This is a genomic window from Afipia sp. GW822-FHT04G07 (assembly GCF_058800765.1).
This window is the reverse complement of sequence record NZ_JBXAMP010000003.1, coordinates 1-18,203: the sequence shown is the minus strand read 5'-3', so window position 1 is coordinate 18,203 and position 18,203 is coordinate 1. Positions and strand designations below refer to the sequence as shown.

Genomic DNA, 18,203 nt, shown 5'->3' with positions numbered 1-18,203 from the left:
CGGCCAGGCAGGGATGCTCGGCCGCAGTTGTGCCGGCCCGACCGCTCCGCGGGCCGGGGGGTGTCTTCGGAAAGAAGACGAGGAAGGACGCGCGAGGCGCGGTCCGCAAACCCGAACAGGAGAAATCCGATGCATCTCATCAAGGTCGATCCGCGTGCGCTGAAGGAAAATCCCGACCGCATGCGCCAGACGAAGTCGATGCCGCAGGCCGACGCCCTGCTGCTGGCGACGATCAAGGCCGTCGGCATCGTGCAGCCGCCCGTCATCACGCCCGATACCGGCGGCGGCAATGGCTATGTGATCAATGCCGGTCATCGTCGTGTGAAGCAGGCGATCGCTGCCGGCCTCGAGGAGATCGACGTGATTGTCGACGAGGTGGCGAACGACAACGGCGCCATGCGCTCGATGATCGAGAACATCGCCCGCGAAGCGCTCAATCCCGTCGACCAGTGGCGTGCGATCGAACGCCTCGTCGCGCTCGGCTGGACCGAGGAAGCGATCGGCGTTGCGCTGACCCTGCCGGTCCGGCAGATCAGGAAGCTCCGTCTGCTCGCCAATGTGCTGCCTGTCATGCTCGATCACATGGCCAAGGGCGACATGCCCGACGAGCGGCAGCTCCGCACCATCGCGTCCGCCTCGCTCGAAGAGCAGAAGGAGGTTTGGAAGAAGCACAAGCCCTCCAAGGCCGATCCGCAGGTGTCGTGGTGGAGCGTCGCGCAGGCTTTGACCAAGGCCCGTATGTACGCGCGGCACGCCAACTTCGGTGACGATCTCGCCCAGGCCTACGGCATCCAGTGGGTCGAGGACCTGTTCGCGCCGGCGGACGAGGACGGCCGCTACACGACGGATGTGGAAGCGTTCCTCGGCGCGCAGCAGGAGTGGATGGCCAACAACCTGCCGAAGAAGGGCATCATCGCCGAGACGACGAACTGGGGCGAGGTCAAGCTGCCGCCAAAGGCGGAACGGGTCTACGGCAAGCCGTCGAAGTCGGATTGCACGGCGATGTATCTCGACCGCGACGGCCGAGTGCAGAGCGTGCATTACCGCATGCCCGTGGCGAAGAAGCCGAAGGGCAAGGACGCGGTCACCGGCGATGACTCTGCGGATGCGTCTACCGTCTCCAAGACGCGTCCCGACGTGACGCGCAAGGGCGTCGAGATGATCGGCGACTACCGCACCGATGCCCTGCATGAGGCGTTGGCCCGCGCGCCGATCGAGGACGACACGCTGATGGCACTGTTGATCCTTGCCTTTGCCGGACAGAACGTCTCGGTCGATTCCGGCAGTGGCGGGACCCGTTACGGCAACCGGCGCATCGCGCGGCATGCGACCGCACTGTTCGATCAGGACGGCAAGCTCGTCCTCGACATGGATATGCTCCGCGTCGCGGCGCGCTCGACCCTCGCCGACGTGCTGTCGTGCCGGGAGAACCGCACCGACAGCGGCATCGTCGCCCGCATCGCCGGTGATGTGGTCGGCGCGGACAACTTCCTGCCGAACATGGGCACCGATGACTTCCTGTCGTGCCTATCGCGCGCAGCGCTCGAAGGCTCGTGCAAGGACACGCCGGTTCTTCCGCGACAGAAGGTGAAGGACACCCGCGCCGCCCTGGTCGATCACTTCAAGGAAGGCCGTTTCATGCCTGCGGCCGCGCTGTTCGCTCCGGACAAGGCCGCCGTGTCGTCGTGGCTCGCAAAGAACGCCGTCGCAGCAGACGACGAGGCCGACGACCAGCTCGAGGACCCGGAGGTCACCGACGGCGATGGCGACGACGCCTCGGACGCCGAGGCGTTCTCGGAGGCAGCGGAATAGTCCGCCCGCCTACGACAATCTGCATGACATCCCGCCGCCGGCTCTGTCGGCGGCGGTTTCGTTTCCACTCCCACGAACAGGAGGACGTCATGTCCGCACAGTCGATCTACGACCTCGCCGCGCTGGGCGCCATCATCCGGTTTTCCGATGGCACGCGGCGGCCGCCGGAGCGGCATCGCAAGAAGCTCGCAGCCTGGGAACACCGCAACAGCAGCGGCCGCCTGATCCGCAAGCAGGCAGAACGCCGTGTCGGCAACACTGTCATCAGCGCAAGCATCACGCTGCATGCCGGCGACTATGGTGGTGGCGGCGTCGTGGTGCTTCGCGTCCACCGCACCTTCTCGGTCGACAGCGACCTGACCTTCGTCGTCACCGAATGTCCGAAGGTCGGCGCGGTGCGCGTGTTCGATCGGCCCGGCGACGATGCCGAGCTGGTCTATCTCGCAAGCCACCGTGCTGACGCCGAATGCTGGCTACAGAGCCACGGCTACCCGCACGCCGTTCTCGACGAGGTGACGGCCGACGCGGTCGCCGCCGACGTCGTGGAAGGGAGGATAGTCGCATGAGCGCCCCCGCCCTCCCCACCACCAAGACCGACGACTCGGTCTCCGGATTCCCGGAGGTCGCGTTCGGGCGCAGCGGCGACGGCTTCCTCGCCGCGCGCGTTGCCGACACGGCCTTCGCCATGCTGCCGGCGCGCGACGGCGGCCATTATCTCGCAACCGGCTGGCGCATCGGCCGGCCGATCGCGGAATGGACGCGCTCGGACTTCTATGGCCATCCCGGCGAACTTGCCGATGAGGCGGCCTTCCGCGCGAAGGTCGCGGAGAATTCCGAGCATCAGCGCGAAAAGCGTGCGCTTGCCCGCCGCGAGATCGGCTCGACGGCGCACTCGCCCTGGGGCCCGTCGCAGGGCGCGACCGTCTACGCAGAAGGCGTCGTCTGCCACTCGACGGCGGGCCACGGCGGCTTTCATCTCGCGGCCGCGCGCAACCGCAGCGTCCATTCGATGCTGCGTGAGCGGCGCGGCTGGTACGAAGAAGACGAGGGCTGGGCGATCGTGGCGATCACTTTCCCGCATCTGTTCACCAGCTACGAGCGACGCTGCGCGGAGCGCACAATCAAGGATAGCTGGCCCGATGCCTGGGAGGCAATCTTCGGCACTGTGCTTCACCCCGGCGAATCCCGCGAGAAGGATCGGCGCGCCTTCGAGCAGGAGCACGCCGATGATTGGATCGTCGCGTCGGCGATCACCTCGGACCAACACCCCGGCTTCGTCGAGGTGGTCGCCACGCCGGGTGGCCGACGTGGCGCCGGCACCGAGGAGCGGCGCTTTCTCGTCCCCTTCCACGAATACCGGATCGGTCGCTTCGGTTTCGTCGTCGATGAGACCCGCCATGCGGTGTATTCCGGGCCCTCGAGCTTCATCGCCTGGCAGGGAAGGACGTCGCCATGACGGCCTCTCCCCAATGCCTTGCTAAGCTTTCACGCATGGAGGAAGCGCGCCGCCAGACGCAGCGCCAGCTCGACATGATCGAGCGGCAGATCATCCGTCGCATGACGACGCTGATTCCACAGCTCGGTCGCAAACGGTCCGGATACCATCGCGGCAAGCCGCCCGACCCGAGCGCGTTCCTCGAGCGCTACCGTTCGAACCTTGCGGCGATCACGGCCGAGCGCCAGCCGGAGATCGACGCGCTCTCGCGCAAGCTCGCCCGGCAGGATGCCGCGATCGACGCATTGCGGGCCCGATATGCGCCGATATCCGGTCACGCTCATGACAACCCGCAGGATGCGGATCGCACGCACGACTGTCGCAGCCCGGCCGAGTGTCGCCCGGGGAAGCGGCATGGCGCGGCGGCATAGCAGGACCGAGCCTGAATTCGCGGCGCGCTTTGAGCGAACGTCTCGAGCATGGCGCGGCGACGGCGGTTGGCAGGGGCGAATCTTTCCGGCATCGCCAACCCGGCCCGGCCCCTGTCGGCTCTTCCTTCGGGTTTGCTGCGGTCTGCGCCCCCGGCGGTCCGCTTCAAGGCCAAGTCGCAAGCGACCGGTTGCCGCCGATCTCGCCAAGGTCCGGCCGCGTCCGGCGCAGGGCTCCAGCAGGCTGGAACCCCGCTTGTCCGCAACCGGATCTCGCTCGCCTGGCGGCCCCCGGACCTTGAAGCGGCCCTCATCCCGGCGGCGCTGGGCGACCGCACCCGAAGGGAGAGCCGGCAGGGGCCGGATCGAACCCGACGGCGAAACCTTGGAAAGGACTTCACCATGACCAAAACCGCTCGCGCACCCCGCACCAGCGCTCGCATCGTCCCGCTGCGCCGCGGCACAACAGTCGAAATGGTCCGGCTCGTTTGCCCGGACGCCGCCCAAGCCACCCGCATCGCCGAGAGCTTCGGCCTCCCCGTCCTCGACAGCGACGGCATACGCGATCTCCACCAACGGCTCATCACCGAGACCGCCGATGCGCTCCGCGAAGGCCTCAACGAACGCGCCATGCAGATCCACCTGCAACGCATCGTCGGCTCCTATGTCGGCTCAGCGCACGGCGCCGGCCAGTTCTACAGCCGCGCCGTCACCGAGGCGCGACAGGCAACAGCGAAGCTCGCCAACGACACGCGCGACGAGGACCTCGACGGACCCGTCGGGTTCGAATCCGCGGCCCAGCGCAAGCGCGAATTCGCCGCAGAGGTCGCCGTTCAGGCGCATGCACTGCGCATGGCGGCGGAAGGCGCCGCCGCAGCCTATGAGCACGTCGTCGGCGAGAGCTGGAAGCCGTTCGAGCGCCAGCCCGAACAACCCGGCGAGACCGTCAGCCGCAAGGCCGCCGAGGTTCAGATGGCAGCATTCGGTTGACGCCGCCGGCGGGGCTTCGGCCCCGCCTCCCGCTCGCGATCCGATGTCGGCCGGTCCTTCGGGACCGGCCATTTTCATGTCGCACGGCGTCACGGCAGAAAAGAGCAAACAGAAATGAATCGGAATGGAGCGCCATTCGCGGCCCGTGCCGGCTTGCGGTCGATGCTCCGGCCGGCGTGGCAGCGCAACGGCTTTGCCGTCCTCCACTGCGTTCCGGTCCCGCGTCTCTGCCGACACCCCGGCCACCATCGCCACCGGATGCGCGGCCCCGCCGGCCTTCGCAGCGGACCGCCGTGACGGGCCGCGATGAGCGCGGCCTCCCAACGGAGGTTAGGATCATGACAGGTAAGGAAACCAAACCCCGCGCCGACATCTATGCGCGGATCACCGATCGCATCGTCGCGGATCTCGAGCGCGGCGTGCGTCCATGGGTCAAGCCGTGGGATGCGACCAACGCGGCTGTACACATCACGCGCCCGTTGCGCCACAACGGCATGCCCTATCAGGGCATCAACGTCGTGCTGCTCTGGTCGGAAGCCGTCGCGCGCGGCTTCACGTCGCCGATCTGGATGACGTTCAAGCAGTCGCTCGAACTCGGCGGTCACATCCGCAAAGGCGAGAGCGGAACGGTGGTGGTCTACGCCAACAAGGTCACCAAGACCGAGACGGACGAGCATGGCGACGAAGTCGAACGCGCCGTCCCGTTCCTGCGCGCCTACACGGTGTTTTGCGTCGAGCAGATCGACGACTTGCCGGATCACTATTACGGACGCCCGCAGCCGACCATCGCGCCGGCGCAGCGCATCGCGCATGTCGACGCGTTCTTCGCCAACACCGGCGCAACCATCCGGCACGGCGGTGACAAGGCGTTCTTCGCACCGGCGCTCGACGTTATTCAAATGCCGCCGTTTGAGAGCTTCCGTGACGCGGAAAGTTACGCCGCCACGCTCGCGCATGAATGTGTGCATTGGACGGCTCCGGCGCATCGCGTCAATCGCGATCTCAGCCGTTACGCGAAGGATCGCAGCGAACGCGCACGTGAAGAACTGATCGCCGAGCTTGGCGCGTGTTTCCTCAGTGCGGATCTCGGTATCGTGCCCGAACTTGAGCCGAGGCCGGACCATGCCAGCTACCTCGCATCGTGGCTCGAAGTCCTCGCCAACGACAAGCGCTTTATCTTCTCGGCAGCCGCGCATGCGCAACGCGCGGTAACCTATCTTCATGATCTTCAGCCCAAGCCGGCCGAGATCGATCAAGCGGCATGAGGCGCAATCATCCGCGGCTCGGACGCCTGCACGTCATCGTTTCGCATTTCTCGAAACCACAAAGGCCTCGCCTTGCGGCGGGACCTTTCTTGCGTGCGGCGTCGCGGCTGGCATCCGGGGGATGGCGGTGTTTGCCCTTCGCCTGATCGAGCCGCATCGGCGAGATGCGTCGGGCGGGACCGCGGGGTGTCCGAAACGCCCGTCTGTTCTTGGGTGGACGTCTTCCCGCTGGACGAATGCCTGGTGTCATCGCAATGCGAGCGCCCGGGGTCGCGGCTGAAGCCGCTGGCCGGAGAAAAGCCTGCACAACGCGTGCGAGTCTCTTTCACGAAACGTGCCCTTGCCGTTGTCGTGCGGTGTGGCGTGTCTGTCGCTCAGTCATATCCCCATCGTTCGGCCTGACGCGGCCAATGCGTCCTCGATTTGGCATGTCTAACCGAAGGCCGTCGTCGCTGCGCTCCGCCTCGATCCCAAGACCGCAACGGCCGTGCTCGGCTTTCTTCCCCTGTTCGCTGCGCGCCCATTCCTCGCGAGACAAGAAAGCCTTGCCTTGGCCGCCCTCTACTGCGTGGCGGCCCTTCGGGTGCGGTCCGATCGCCTCCGGTCAACGACCGCCATCGAGGTCGCGGTGGTCGCGGCCCGAGAAACGAAAGAGGACACGAACATGGCTACCATCGGCAACTTCACCGTCAACGGCAACGGCTTCGTGGGCAGCGTCAAGACCCTCGCCCTCGGCACCGTGAAGGCCAAGATCGTCCCGGCCGAGCGGACCTCGGACAAGGCCCCCGATTACCGGATCTTCGCGGGCACTATCGAATTCGGGGCAGCTTGGAAGAAAAAGTCCCAGGAGCAGAACCGCGATTATCTCTCGGTTAAGCTGGACGACCCGAGCTTTCCGGCTCCGATCTACGCCACGCTGGTCGAGGTGGAAGGCGAAGAAGGCCACTCGCTCATCTGGTCTCGTCCGAACCGCGACTGAGACGCCCGCGTAGAAGGTCTCGCCGCAAGGCGGGGCCTTCCCGCGTGAGCGGAAAGGAGAACGATCATGTGCAAGGTCTTGAATGCGGGCGCTGTCGGCAAGCGCACGAGTGCGACGCAGGTTTACATCGGGCACCCGAGTACATGGGGCAACCCGTTCGTTATCGGGCGCGACGGTTCTCGCGCCGAGGTCATCGCGAAATATCGCGCGTGGATCGTCGCGCAGCCCGCGCTGGTCAAAGCGCTCGACGAGCTTCGCGGCCGCGATCTCGTGTGCTGGTGCGCACCGCTCGCGTGCCATGGCGACGTGCTGGTGGACCTCGCGAACAGGCGCTGATTAACCGCGTGGCCGGTCGAGTGCCGCCAGCCGTTCGGGCATGTCGAGCAGCTTGATCGCCGCGGCGGTTATGGCCTCGGCGATTGTCGGGTAGGTCTCCTCTGAACTCATCGATGCTCCGTCGGCGAACGTCACGGTAGCTTGATAGCCATTTCCCTTTGGGGTTGCGGAGAGTTGGATACTCGCCATGCTGCGCTTCCTCCTTGGCCTCATACGTCAGCTGCCTTTTGCTTCAGCTTCGATGCCCCGCACGACGTGCGCGAGGACACGTTGACCTTCTCGAAAGACTTTCTCCCCGGGGAGCATCTGTGCACCCGCCATCGACCCCGGCGGCAGCACGAACGCTCTCGCATTCAATCCGAGCTTTCGGCCATTGTGGAACAGTTGCCACAGGGTCTCATAGAGTGCGTGGAGAAAACCGAACGCCGCTTTCATTTCGGCAACGCTGGTGTTTGCAAGAAGTTGATTGGCCAAGTCGAGATCGAAGATTTCGTTGTGAGCGAACACCTTGTCGCGGATGTCCCGATATCGCGCTTCGTAAATCACGCGTTGCGCTTTGATCTTTTTGCGAAACGCTCTCAAGTCGCTCGCTGTCGGCTCGAACGCGTCGCTAACATACGCTGCGGCCTCGTCCGTCTTCAGTCCGGCTTTCTCTTTCCTCTTCGCAAGAGCCGGTCTCGAAAAGACCGAAAGGTCTTTTGAAGCGAGCGCCATCAGGCTGTCGATATTGTGAGCGGAATTCTGGTCAAAGATGCGACCGAGCGCGATGAAGGCCGACACGAGCATGGCATGATGAGTCGTCAGCCAGAAGAGTGGCGTCGTGTTCATTGCCCTGAGAACCTCGGTGTCGGAGGCCGCCAGCTCGCGCACGGACAGATAGGCAAAAAACTGTTGTTGGGCGGTCTCTTCCTCTTTGCGGAAGATTTCCAGCTCTTGCTCGAATGCCGCCTCCGCTGTGATCGTCACCGCTTATCAGCCTTTGCGTGAGACCCAATCTTATCTGCCGCGTGTTGAGCGAGACAAACGCCGTTTGGCGTCATCGCTCGATGCTGTCGCCACGAGTTCTTTCCAGGTGTCTGGCGGATTTCCGCGGTCTAGCATCTTGCGAAACACGGCGTAGGCGTCGTTGGCGCTTTCATAGGCGCGCAGCGTCGAGTCATCATTCACCCAGGCAAGGACGATGATCTTGGAAGCCGCCGATTGCTGATAGCGAAAGAAGAGCCGGAACTGCTGCAAGAACTTCGCGCGAAACCAGTGTTTGTAGTCGTCGCCGAGCGTGCCGCCCTGTCGATAGACGTCGCGGGTCGGGTCACCTGGAATATCTTCGAACGCGACCTTCAAGACGGCCGCGAGGAGTTTTGCGGTGCGTCTCTTCTTATATCCCTTTGGGTCTTTCTTGCGCCCCTTCTCGACCGCCGCGATCATCGCCTCGAGCTGGTCGAGAAACAGCGGATGCGCAAAGATCGTCCAACCGTTGATCTCGACGGTGTCGCCGCTGCTCACGCCTCATCTTCCGGCAGAGCCGCGTCGAGATCGATCTTGACGCCCTTGACGAGGGACTTGCCGCGCGCGACCAGCGACTTCGGCACCGGCCGAATCCGCGATGGCTCGTTTGCCATGTCACGCGCCAGGAATGCGAGGAACGTGCCGATCACCGGATCGCCGTCGTCCGCCGACTTCTTCGCGATCACGACGGTGCCGTTTGCCAGCCCGCGAAACACGACTTGGTCGCGCTTGCCGAGCGCAAGCATCTTGCGGATGGCGGCGGGCACGGTCGTCTGCCCGCGGTCCGTGATGGTCGCGGGGATTTCGAGGATTTCAGCCGTCTTAGCCATAACCGGCTCCTTGCGTCGTCATGCCAACCCATGTAATGCATTTGCATTGTATGTCAAGCTCAGCCGAGTCGTCCGCAGTGACACGGAGGGTTGGACCGCGGCGGCTGGATCCACCGATTCGATGGACGCTCCCGGCGGCGAACGATCTTGGGGGAAGCGGTATGGCGCTGGTCCGTGTGGTTGAGATCGACAATTTTCGGGCCATCAAAGGCCTTCGCTGGCTGCCTGGACCAGGGATAAATTGCCTGATCGGCCCCGGCGACAGCGGGAAGTCCACGATCCTTGATGCCATCGATCTTTGCCTTGGCGCTCGCCGATCGATTTCCTTCACCGACGCCGACTTCCATGCTCTCGATTTCGGCCAAGCCGTCCGCATTGCACTGACTCTGGGCGCCCTCGATGACCCCCTGAAGAACATCGACACCTATGGCGACTTCCTGGTGGGCTTCGATGTGGCCACCGGGTTGGTGGAACCGGAACCCGGCGCAGGGCTCGAAACCGCGTTGACGCTGCAGCTCACAGTGCAGGACGATCTTGAACCCGAATGGACGCTCGTCTCCCCACGCGCTCAGGCTGCAGGTCGGACACGCAATCTCAACTGGGCTGATCGTACCCGCATCGCTCCCGCGAGGCTTGGCGTTACCGGAGATGTGCATCTGACTTGGCGACGCGGCTCAGTGCTGACCAAACTCACCGATGGCAACGCAGACGCATCAAAGGAGCTGACGCGCGCGGCTCGCGAAATGCGCGAGGCCTTCGACCAAAAAGAACTCGAAGAACTCAAGGAACCGCTCAAGATCGTCACGGCCGCCGCCGGGGATATGGGCGTACCCGTTGGAGCAGCCGTACAGGCATTGATTGATGCCGGTTCGGTCACGTTCACCGGTGGCACTATCTCGCTCCATGATGAAGAGGGGGTGCCGCTACGTGCTCTCGGTCTTGGTTCGTCGCGACTGCTGATCGCCGCCCTGCAGCGGAAGGCGGCCGAGAAGGCAACTACGTTTCTGATCGACGAGCTGGAATATGGGCTCGAGCCGCACCGGATCATCCGCCTGCTCGGTGCGCTGGGCGCGAAGGAAGAGCTGCCGCTGCTGCAGGTCTTTGCAACGAGCCATTCGCCGATTGCCGTCGCCGAACTGAGTGCCTACCAGCTCCATATCGTTCGCGAGAAAGGCGGGCGGCATATGGCCACTCGGGCGAGCGATGCGGGAAATGTACAGGGCACAATCCGCGCCCACGCCCATGCCTTGCTCGCCTCGTCGATAGTGGTGTGCGAGGGCGGAAGCGAAATCGGTCTGATGCGTGGCCTGGACCAGCATTTCACCGCGAGCGGCGAGACGTCGCTGTCCGCCTGCGGTGCGACCTTGGTCAACGGCAATGGCGACGAAACCTTCAGCCGCGCGCTCGCTTTGCAGTCGCTCGGATACCGGACCGCCATTCTGAGAGATAGCGACAAGCCCGCTCCAGCAGCGGCTGAGGCAACTTTTATGGCGGGCGGCGGCAGGGTCTTTGCATGGGGGGGCGGCCGGGCGCTCGAACAGGAGCTGTTTGCCGCGCTGCCGGACGGTCCTGTCGGCGAACTGCTCGAGCTCGCTATCGAGACGAAGGATCGCGCGTTGATCGAAGCGCATGTCAAGACAATCTCAGGAGGCACGAAGGCGCTCGGCGATCTGGAAACGGAAGCGCTGATAGACGGCCTCTCTCCCGATAGTCGCGCTCTTCTGGGGAATGCAGCAGCGCGCTTTGGATGGCTGAAGACCATCAGCACGATGGAGACGGCGGGGCGGGCCATTGTCGGCCCCGCATATGGAAATTCCGACGCCAGCCTCACCAGTGTAATGGATGGCGTTCTTGACTGGGTCGAAGATGGCAGCCGTTGAGATCGACTTGCGCTCGATAAGCCGCGGGCTGGTGATAGCACCGGCGGGCTGTGGTAAGACCCAACTCATCATCGAGGCTCTCGCGCGACATAACAGGTCGAAGCCGATCTTGGTGCTGACGCACACCAACGCCGGGGTAGCGGCGCTCCGCGGCCGCCTCGAGAGGGCTGGCGTGAAGCCGAGCTCCTACCGCGCCACGACACTGGACGGCTTCGCAATCAGATTGATCTCGACGTTTCCGCAACGCGCGGGACACGATCCCCATATCGTCAACGGTGCCCGGCCGAATTACGAAGCGATCCGCGGCTCGGCAGCGCGGCTCGTTGCGGCCGGACATCTGAACGATGTCCTCGCCGCCAGTTTCGCGCACCTGTTCGTCGACGAGTACCAAGATTGTTCGATCCGCCAGCACTCCCTCGTAACCTGGCTGGCGCAGAGCCTACCTGCCGCCGTCGTCGGAGATCCCTTTCAGTCGATATTTGGATTCGGCGGCGATCCGTTGGCGGACTGGCAGGCGGACGTCGTGTCGTTTTTTCCGATTGTGGGAGAACTCGCGACCCCTTGGCGGTGGATCAACGCGGGGGCACGCGACCTGGGAAATTGGCTGCTGGCGATAAGGCCCGATTTAGCGACAGGCAGACCAATCGATCTCCGGATGGCACCTGGCGGTGTCGAGTGGATTCAGCTCGATGGTCGGCAGGACGATACGCTGCGGCACGCTGCCGCTGCGGTAGAGGCGCCGGGCGAGACAAAGGTCCTAATTATCGGCGACAGTACGGATCCTCGTGGACAGCGTCGCTTCGCTCGGCAGGTCGAGGGAGCGGTGACGGTCGAGGCTGTTGACCTGCGCGATCTCACCGATTTCGGAGGCGCGCTCGACCTCGCTAGAGCGGACGCGCTCTCCGTCGTGGCCGATTTCGCGGAGAACTTGATGAGCGCCTTTTCCGCAGACGACCTCATGCGATCGGTCGCCGCGGCGAGCGCCGGAAAACTCGGCCGGGCTCTTTCCGACATCGAGCAGACCGCCGTTCGATTCGAAGCGTCGCGGTCGCTCGCGCAGGTCGCCGATCTCCTCGCCGCCATCAATCGAGCGGGCGGCGTCCGATGCTACCGCCCCGCGGTGCTGGCGGCCGCGCAGCGGGCTCTGCAACTTGCGGCAGGCGGGCCGTCGTTCCGAGACGCGACGGTCGCGATACGGGAACAGTCCAGGCTCATTGGCCGGCCACTTGCCAGACGCTCCGTCGGAAGCACGCTGTTGCTGAAAGGTCTCGAAGCTGACATCTCTGTGGTCCTCAATGCCGGCGTGCTCAACGCGCGCAATCTCTACGTCGCGATGACGCGCGGCTCGCGCCGGGTGCTTGTCTGCACTCCGACACCGATACTGAATCCGCCTTGGTGACGCTACGTGGGTTCGATCCAGGACACTTGGCCCGTGGTCATGTAAACGACAGCGCCCCGTTGCGCATTCGTGACGCTGAGGTAGTCGCGCAGCTGCGCTGCGTGCGCGCCGTGCGCCGCCGTGGTCGGATTCACGTCCGACTTCCAGTCGATGACGAGTGCAATGCGTTCCCCCTCGATAGCGGCCGCGTCCGCGCGCCCGGCGAGGTAGTGCGGCGGATTTGCCGCCCAGAGCGGGATTTCAGGAACAAGTAGCCCGAGGAAGGGTGCGAGTTCAGGAAGAGCCAATGTGCGCAGGGCCGTCTCCGCCATTTCGAGCGCGTCGGGTCCTCCTTCATCCCGCTCGTCGCGGACGCTCGATTCCAGTTGGACGAGCAGCTCAGCCGCGCGCGCCGCCGCCTGGCCCCGGGTCGATCCGAGCTCGCCCGTGAGGAGTTCTTCCATAAGCTTGTGCAGGATCGAACCGCGCAGCGCGCCCGCTCCATCTATCTCCGGCCACGCATGGGACGCGTCGTCGAGAACGAACGCGTCCACGATCTCGGCGCTGCGATCCGCGTCGCGCTCGCTTGGGCGGTCCCATATGATCGGCGGTGAAGCATCTGCCAACGTCTTCCGTTCGGCCGCGAAGACGATCTCGGTCTGATCATTGGCGGCGGGGTGCACAACGCCGGGGACGGGCTCAGGCAACATGTCAGCTTGGATTTCGGGAAGCTCCTTTTGCCCGAGATTCATCACCCTTGACCACGAGCGTGAAGGCGCGCCCGGCAGCTCCGGGATCACCAGCAGATCGCGTGCGCGCGTCGTCGCGACATACCAAAGCCGTTCGCGCTGCCGTGCCTCGCGAAATTCCTCCTCTTCGCGGGCTGCCGCAAGCGCAGGCGGTTCGATGCCTCCGACGATCCAGTGGATCGTGTCGTCGGATTGCCGATAGACAAACTGGTCCTGGGGTTTGAAGCGGGTCGATGAATTCACCGTTATGACGACGGGCCATTCGAGACCCTTGGCGCTGTGCATAGTGACGATCTCTACCGAGTCCTCGGATGCGTCGACCCTTCCTTCCGGATGTCGGCGCTTGCTCTGCCATCCGCGTTGGAGATCGAGCGCGAAGGCGCGGAGACCAGCGACGTTGTAAGGCCTTGCGAGTTCGACAATAGCGTCGAGGTTTGCGAGCGCACGCGCGTTCCGCTGGCCGTGCCGTGCCGCCATGACCACTCTCAAGTTCAGGCGCTCGATCGCAAAGGCGACGAGCTGCATCGGCGTGAGTTCTGCGGCAAGACGATGAAGCGCCTGAAGCTTTGCCAAGACGTCCCGTGCAAGGGGATGGCTCACCTCGTCTGACGACGTCCGCAGCTGGAAGCGCCGACGACCGTCTTGGTCGGGAGAGAGCGCCGCCGTGATATCAAGAAGATCTTCGTCGCTCAGACCGACAACCGGGCCTCGCATGAGCGCACCGAAGGCCAGCGTGTCCAGCGGGTCCGCAATCGCGCGAATAAGAACGAGGACGTCCTGAAGCTCTTGCCGGCGGAATAGCGCATGGCCCGCTTGAGAGGCCACCGCGATCCGGCGGGCTTCAAGGGCGCGCTCGTAGCGCCAAAGATCCGTGTGTGTCGGCGCGAGCAACGCGATATCGCCTGCGCGCAAGTACCGCTCGGTCCCGTCCGGTCGGCAGATCTTCAGCGCGCCGATCAGGCGTGCGCACAGCCCGGCGACGGCGGCCGCCTCCGCTTCGCGCTGTTCCTCGGCGTTCGCATCCCGCTGAACGTCGATTGTCAGTTTCGCGGCCGCCGCGAAAGGCAGTGGCGGCAACTCAAGGGTCGGCGCGAGTGGTACGAAACCCGGCTGGCCCGCTTTCTCGAGAACGCCTTGGAACACGCGATTGACGTGCGCAATAACTTCCGGGCGGGATCTGAAATTCGCAGTGACAGCAAGCAGGCAGCCATTCTTGGCCTTTGCAATGACGGACTTCGCGAGCGCGTAGGACTCCACGTCAGCGCCGCGAAAGCGATAGATCGCCTGTTTGGGGTCACCAACCAGGAACAGCGCGCCGGGGCGCAAGACCGCACTGCTCCAAGTCTCGGGCTGCGAGCGCGCGGCTATGCGGAATACGATTTCCGCCTGTACGGGGTCGGTGTCCTGAAATTCATCGACCAGCAGGTACGCGTAGCGGGCGGCGAGCCAAGCGCGAATGTCGGGATTCTCGCAGATCAGCGCTCGCGCCTGCCGCAGCAAGTCATCGAAGTCGAGAACGGCCGCCTCGCGCTTGCGCCGGTCATAAGCCTCGATCACTCCGGTTAGGTGGGTAGCCAGCTCATGCACCAAGCTTTGCGCAATGGAGCCAATCAGCGTCCGATAAGCCGCTCGAACCCTTTCGAAGTGTTCCGCTGCTTCCTGTCCGCGACGGCGCCCGTCCGCTTCGCCGAGCGCCTGTCTCCAGACGCGCATCCTGTCGTAGGGCAGCAGGTCGATACTTTTCTGCCGCATCATGCTGATGCGCGGCGGCCGAGTCAGGCGCCACAACGCGGAAAATCCCGCGTTCGCGTGGTCACCTTCGAAGAACGCAGCAAGGCGCTCGAGATCGGCGATGAGATCGGCTGTCCACGTCTCTCCAGGTCCCGCGGCATGCCAGCGGGAAAATGCGGTGACGGCGTCGGCGAAAGTGCGGTCCGGCCGAGTTGAGAAATCCGGGGCTGGCACGGTCGCGCTGCGATGCTTTCGCCGGAGGTCGGCAAGCTCCCGGACCCGCTCTACGACGCCCAGTGGATCGTCCTTCGCAAGAACAGCAACCGGACCGTCCAGTTCGTCGCCGCGCGCCAGCATCTCCTTCAGCCAAGCCGCAAGCACTTCATCAAAGAGGGCATCGGCAATGGTCTCGTCGACCACGCGCGAACCAGGGTCAAGCGCGGCGTCGATCCCGTGCGAACGAAGGATGCCTTGGCAAAAGCCGTGGATCGTCGTTGCCGTGATTTCTCCGATGCGTGGCGCTGCCGCATCGAGCTGCGCGCGCTCCGCCTTGCCTAAGGGCATCGAGAGAATCCCGGAGAGTGCAGGCGGCAGCCTTCCATGGCGGAGCTCGTCGATCGTCCAGCGTATCCGCGCCTCGAGCTCGCTCGCCGCGGGCTCGGTGAAGGTGATCGCAGCAATCTTTGTGGGATCAATTCCGGTCGCGATCATCATCGCGACCCGGGCGGCCATCAACGACGTCTTGCCGGTGCCAGCCGCGGCCTCGACCAGTATGTTGGATTCGAAATCGGTGAGTGCGCGCCTGCGGGCGTCGAGGTCGGGCACACTCACGGGCTGCTCCAAAGCTTGTCGAGTGCGCCGTTCGCCTGGGCAAACAAACGACGCTTCACACGACGGTAGGAGTCCAGGTCCGCCGGCAGGGCAATAGAGAGCGGATCGAAGAATACCGGCGCGGGCCCGGGCGCAATCTCGCCACTACGTTGCAGGCGAGCGCCCGCCGCGGTGAAAGCGACGGCCTGGTCTATGGCCTTCTCAAGCTCCTCGTTAGTCAGGCTCAGCGTGCGCGCTGGGTCGTGCTTGAGGTACGTCAGCTGCGAGCTTACGCTTCGAAGCTCAGGAAGAAGAGACCGCACTGCGAGGCCGTAGAAGACGCGCTGGAGTTCAGTACCGCGATCGAACACGACCGGCTTCTTACGCTCGGGTGCGGTCCCAACTTTGTAGTCAGTGATGACCGCCGAGCCGCGCGCTCCATCTTCGTCAAGTCGATCAATCCGTCCCCGGAAGGAAATGCCGGTCTGCCCGATTGGGACGGGCGCGAGTGTGGCCCACGGGTGAGGCCCGTCGCGTGGCTCGCCGAAGGAAAGCTCTGTCCAGGTCACGCCGCGCTGTTCGCCCAGAGCTTCTGTGAGCCCTCGCAACGCGCGCTCGCGGGCCATCGCCATTGTATGACCCCAGAGAAGGCCGGGTGGAACAGCCCTGGTGATCGGCCAGGTTTCGGCAAGGCCCGCCGCCTCTCGATCCAGAGCGCTCCCGATCTCGTCGGCGTTTCGGGGGACGCCGTCGCGCAGCACGCCACCGATGAGGGAGTGAACGAGTTCGCCGAACGCGCGATGGTCGAGCGCGAGCGGCTGAGAGTCGAGGTTTGGCTCGCGCCAGTGAAGCGCGTATTCCCAGACGAACCCCTGCGGATCGCAGAGAAGCCGATGGAGCGACGTCGTGGATTGAACTTCGGCGAGAGCCTCGACAATGAGCGGGTGGTCGGGACGGACCCGCCCGTCGTGTGCGGTGTGCTGCTCGCTGTCCCACCACGCGCGCCAGCAGGCACGACTTGCGCGTACTTGCGGGTCCTTGCCGGCGTCGGTCGCGCGGGCATAGAGACGATCACTCTCGCTGAAGGCATGCGCGGGTATCGCGCTACGTCCCACGACTTGCTCTCGGTCCTTCGGCCACAATGTACTGGCTGCCTGCAGGGAGCCCGTCGCACTCCTGTAAGCGCGTGAAAGTGTATAGTTCTGCGATTGGCCGACGATGACGTCATGCATCACCTGGTCACTTTCGGCGGCTTCCGCAGACGGCAGCCGGAGGTGTCCCAGCAGGTGTTGCGGTATCAGTGGGTTTTCGCTCGACCGTCTTGGCCACGCGTTCGCATCCAGCCCGATGAGGCGGACATGCGCGCGAGGGGCCGCTGCTAGGTGACGGGCAGGTCCCCACGCGATGGCGTTTCCGGGTTCGCGTCCGTCGGCCACGCGCAGCGCCTGCAAGGAGAGCTCGATGGCCTGTGGGGGCGCCATACGCAAAGCATCGCGCCACAAGGTGAGTGCCGGTCCCTTCAAGAGACGGCGTCCGACCACCTCCGCAGCCGCAATGCCGCGGGCCAAGTCATCCAGAACAGGCAACAATGCGCGTTCCGCGAGATCGCCGTTTGCCCGCTCGCCTCGCGCCTGCTCGAGAGCGTGCCGCCAAAGCCCCGGGCTTGTCAGCGCAGCGCTCCGCCGCAAGCCTTTGGCCCAGTCGCCGGGCAGGCTCTCTTTGGCTGGGCTACGCGGGAGCCGGGCAAACAGGAACCTTACGCGCTCTTGCGACAATCCACGTAACAGGATGTCCGCGACGGCAGCACAGGCCTGCCCTTCGCGGGTCGCCAGCGCCGGAATACCGTGTGTGAAGTGCACGGGAAGCCCTGCCTCGCGCGAGAGAACCAGAAACGCATCGTCCCACGCCGCCGGCGAGGCGGCCGAAATAGCGATCTCATCGGGAGTGGCTTTTCCACCCGTCACAAGCGCGCGCGCCCAGCGCAATGCCTCCCTCACTTCACTTCGCGGATCGGCACAGAGATCGGCGGAATCGAGCAATGCTGCACCGGAGGAGCGCGTTTCAATCTCTCCGATGAACCCGTCGCGCCGGCTGTGCTGTGACCCAATCCATCGCACGGGCACGACATCGCAGAGCGCCCGAATGAGCGGACGCCAAACCGCTTTGATATCCGGAATGTCTTGAACAGTGATGGCGCCGACCAACTTCGGCGCAAAGTGAAGTCGCTCCAGGGCTGTTTTGACCAGATCGGGAGGTGACAGCATTCCGGGCGGCAGGGCACCCCGCACGCGGCCCTCGAGCAACGTGAAGTCCCTGAGACGAGCATTTTCGGGCAATGAAGCCGGGAGCTTCATGTCCCACCAGTCTCGGAGCGCGGATAGCACAGCCACCGGCATCCCCGGCAGTTGGGAAACCTTGTCGATGTCCTCGTATCCGCCGGCCTCGAGCGCCTCCCTTATGGCCGGATACAAGATTTCTCGCGTTGCCGGTGCAATAAAGCCGCCGGCGAGTTGTGCGGCAAGAAGGGGGAGCGTCAGAATTTGGCGGCCTATAGCCCGTTCCCGCGCCGCATTAA

16 protein-coding genes are annotated in these 18,203 nt (G+C 64.6%); 10 read left to right on the top strand and 6 right to left on the bottom strand.

Features of this window, described 5'->3' with window-relative positions:
* Positions 1 to 129: 129 nt before the first annotated feature.
* The 8 genes from AC1RKJ_RS22040 to AC1RKJ_RS22005 all read left to right on the top strand — a co-directional run bounded on the left by AC1RKJ_RS22040 (position 130) and on the right by AC1RKJ_RS22005 (position 7,245).
* Positions 130 to 1,812, top strand: a complete 1,683-nt coding sequence (locus tag AC1RKJ_RS22040) for a ParB/RepB/Spo0J family partition protein (protein WP_298272536.1) — start codon at positions 130 to 132, stop codon at positions 1,810 to 1,812.
* An 89-nt stretch (positions 1,813 to 1,901) separates the two neighbouring features.
* Positions 1,902 to 2,378, top strand: a complete 477-nt coding sequence (locus AC1RKJ_RS22035) for a UCP036055 family protein (protein WP_043854919.1) — start codon at positions 1,902 to 1,904, stop codon at positions 2,376 to 2,378.
* Positions 2,375 to 3,268, top strand: coding sequence for a DUF7007 domain-containing protein (locus tag AC1RKJ_RS22030; protein WP_043854918.1), 894 nt, complete (start codon positions 2,375 to 2,377; stop codon positions 3,266 to 3,268). Before AC1RKJ_RS22035 ends, AC1RKJ_RS22030 begins: the two co-directional genes overlap by 4 nt.
* The gene (locus tag AC1RKJ_RS22025) at positions 3,265 to 3,678 is read left to right on the top strand and encodes a hypothetical protein (RefSeq protein WP_043854917.1); all 414 of its coding nucleotides are present in this window, start codon (positions 3,265 to 3,267) and stop codon (positions 3,676 to 3,678) included. Before AC1RKJ_RS22030 ends, AC1RKJ_RS22025 begins: the two co-directional genes overlap by 4 nt.
* 399 nt (positions 3,679 to 4,077) lie before the next feature.
* Entirely contained in the window at positions 4,078 to 4,665 is a 588-nt protein-coding gene (locus tag AC1RKJ_RS22020) for a hypothetical protein (RefSeq protein ID WP_298272680.1), read from the top strand.
* A 338-nt stretch (positions 4,666 to 5,003) separates the two neighbouring features.
* The gene (locus AC1RKJ_RS22015; protein WP_043854914.1) at positions 5,004 to 5,930 is read left to right on the top strand and encodes an ArdC family protein; all 927 of its coding nucleotides are present in this window, start codon (positions 5,004 to 5,006) and stop codon (positions 5,928 to 5,930) included.
* A 664-nt stretch (positions 5,931 to 6,594) separates the two neighbouring features.
* Positions 6,595 to 6,909, top strand: coding sequence for a DUF736 domain-containing protein (locus AC1RKJ_RS22010; protein WP_492793263.1), 315 nt, complete (start codon positions 6,595 to 6,597; stop codon positions 6,907 to 6,909).
* A gap of 66 nt (positions 6,910 to 6,975) precedes the next feature.
* Positions 6,976 to 7,245: a DUF4326 domain-containing protein gene (locus AC1RKJ_RS22005; RefSeq protein ID WP_043854908.1), complete on the top strand. Its 270-nt coding sequence runs from the start codon at positions 6,976 to 6,978 to the stop codon at positions 7,243 to 7,245.
* Here the strand turns inward: AC1RKJ_RS22005 and AC1RKJ_RS22000 are convergent, their stop codons facing one another.
* From AC1RKJ_RS22000 to AC1RKJ_RS21985, 4 genes are read right to left on the bottom strand one after another with little or no spacing between them, the layout of a single operon-like run.
* Positions 7,246 to 7,434: a hypothetical protein gene (locus tag AC1RKJ_RS22000; RefSeq protein WP_043854910.1), complete on the bottom strand. Its 189-nt coding sequence runs from the start codon at positions 7,432 to 7,434 to the stop codon at positions 7,246 to 7,248.
* Positions 7,435 to 7,461: 27 nt separating this feature from the next.
* Entirely contained in the window at positions 7,462 to 8,211 is a 750-nt protein-coding gene (locus tag AC1RKJ_RS21995; RefSeq protein WP_043854907.1) for an AbiU2 domain-containing protein, read from the bottom strand.
* Between the two features lie 30 nt (positions 8,212 to 8,241).
* The gene (locus AC1RKJ_RS21990) at positions 8,242 to 8,748 is read right to left on the bottom strand and encodes a type II toxin-antitoxin system YhaV family toxin (protein WP_043854906.1); all 507 of its coding nucleotides are present in this window, start codon (positions 8,746 to 8,748) and stop codon (positions 8,242 to 8,244) included.
* Entirely contained in the window at positions 8,745 to 9,080 is a 336-nt protein-coding gene (locus AC1RKJ_RS21985) for a type II toxin-antitoxin system PrlF family antitoxin (RefSeq protein ID WP_043854905.1), read from the bottom strand. The genes AC1RKJ_RS21990 and AC1RKJ_RS21985 overlap by 4 nt, the downstream gene beginning before the upstream one ends.
* 161 nt (positions 9,081 to 9,241) lie before the next feature.
* On the opposite strand from AC1RKJ_RS21985, the gene AC1RKJ_RS21980 reads away from it, so the two are divergent.
* Both AC1RKJ_RS21980 and AC1RKJ_RS21975 read left to right on the top strand, forming a co-directional pair.
* Positions 9,242 to 10,960, top strand: coding sequence for an ATP-dependent nuclease (locus AC1RKJ_RS21980; protein WP_292616034.1), 1,719 nt, complete (start codon positions 9,242 to 9,244; stop codon positions 10,958 to 10,960).
* Positions 10,923 to 12,359 (top strand): UvrD-helicase domain-containing protein, encoded by a 1,437-nt coding sequence (locus AC1RKJ_RS21975; RefSeq protein WP_200894364.1) that lies wholly within the window; start codon positions 10,923 to 10,925, stop codon positions 12,357 to 12,359. Before AC1RKJ_RS21980 ends, AC1RKJ_RS21975 begins: the two co-directional genes overlap by 38 nt.
* A gap of 2 nt (positions 12,360 to 12,361) precedes the next feature.
* On the opposite strand, the gene AC1RKJ_RS21970 is transcribed toward AC1RKJ_RS21975, so the two are convergent.
* Both AC1RKJ_RS21970 and AC1RKJ_RS21965 read right to left on the bottom strand, forming a co-directional pair.
* Positions 12,362 to 15,649, bottom strand: coding sequence for a UvrD-helicase domain-containing protein (locus tag AC1RKJ_RS21970; protein WP_298272548.1), 3,288 nt, complete (start codon positions 15,647 to 15,649; stop codon positions 12,362 to 12,364).
* The coding region (locus AC1RKJ_RS21965) for a PD-(D/E)XK nuclease family protein (protein ID WP_492793262.1) at positions 15,646 to 18,203 on the bottom strand (2,558 nt) is incomplete at its 5' end. The genes AC1RKJ_RS21970 and AC1RKJ_RS21965, both read right to left, overlap by 4 nt.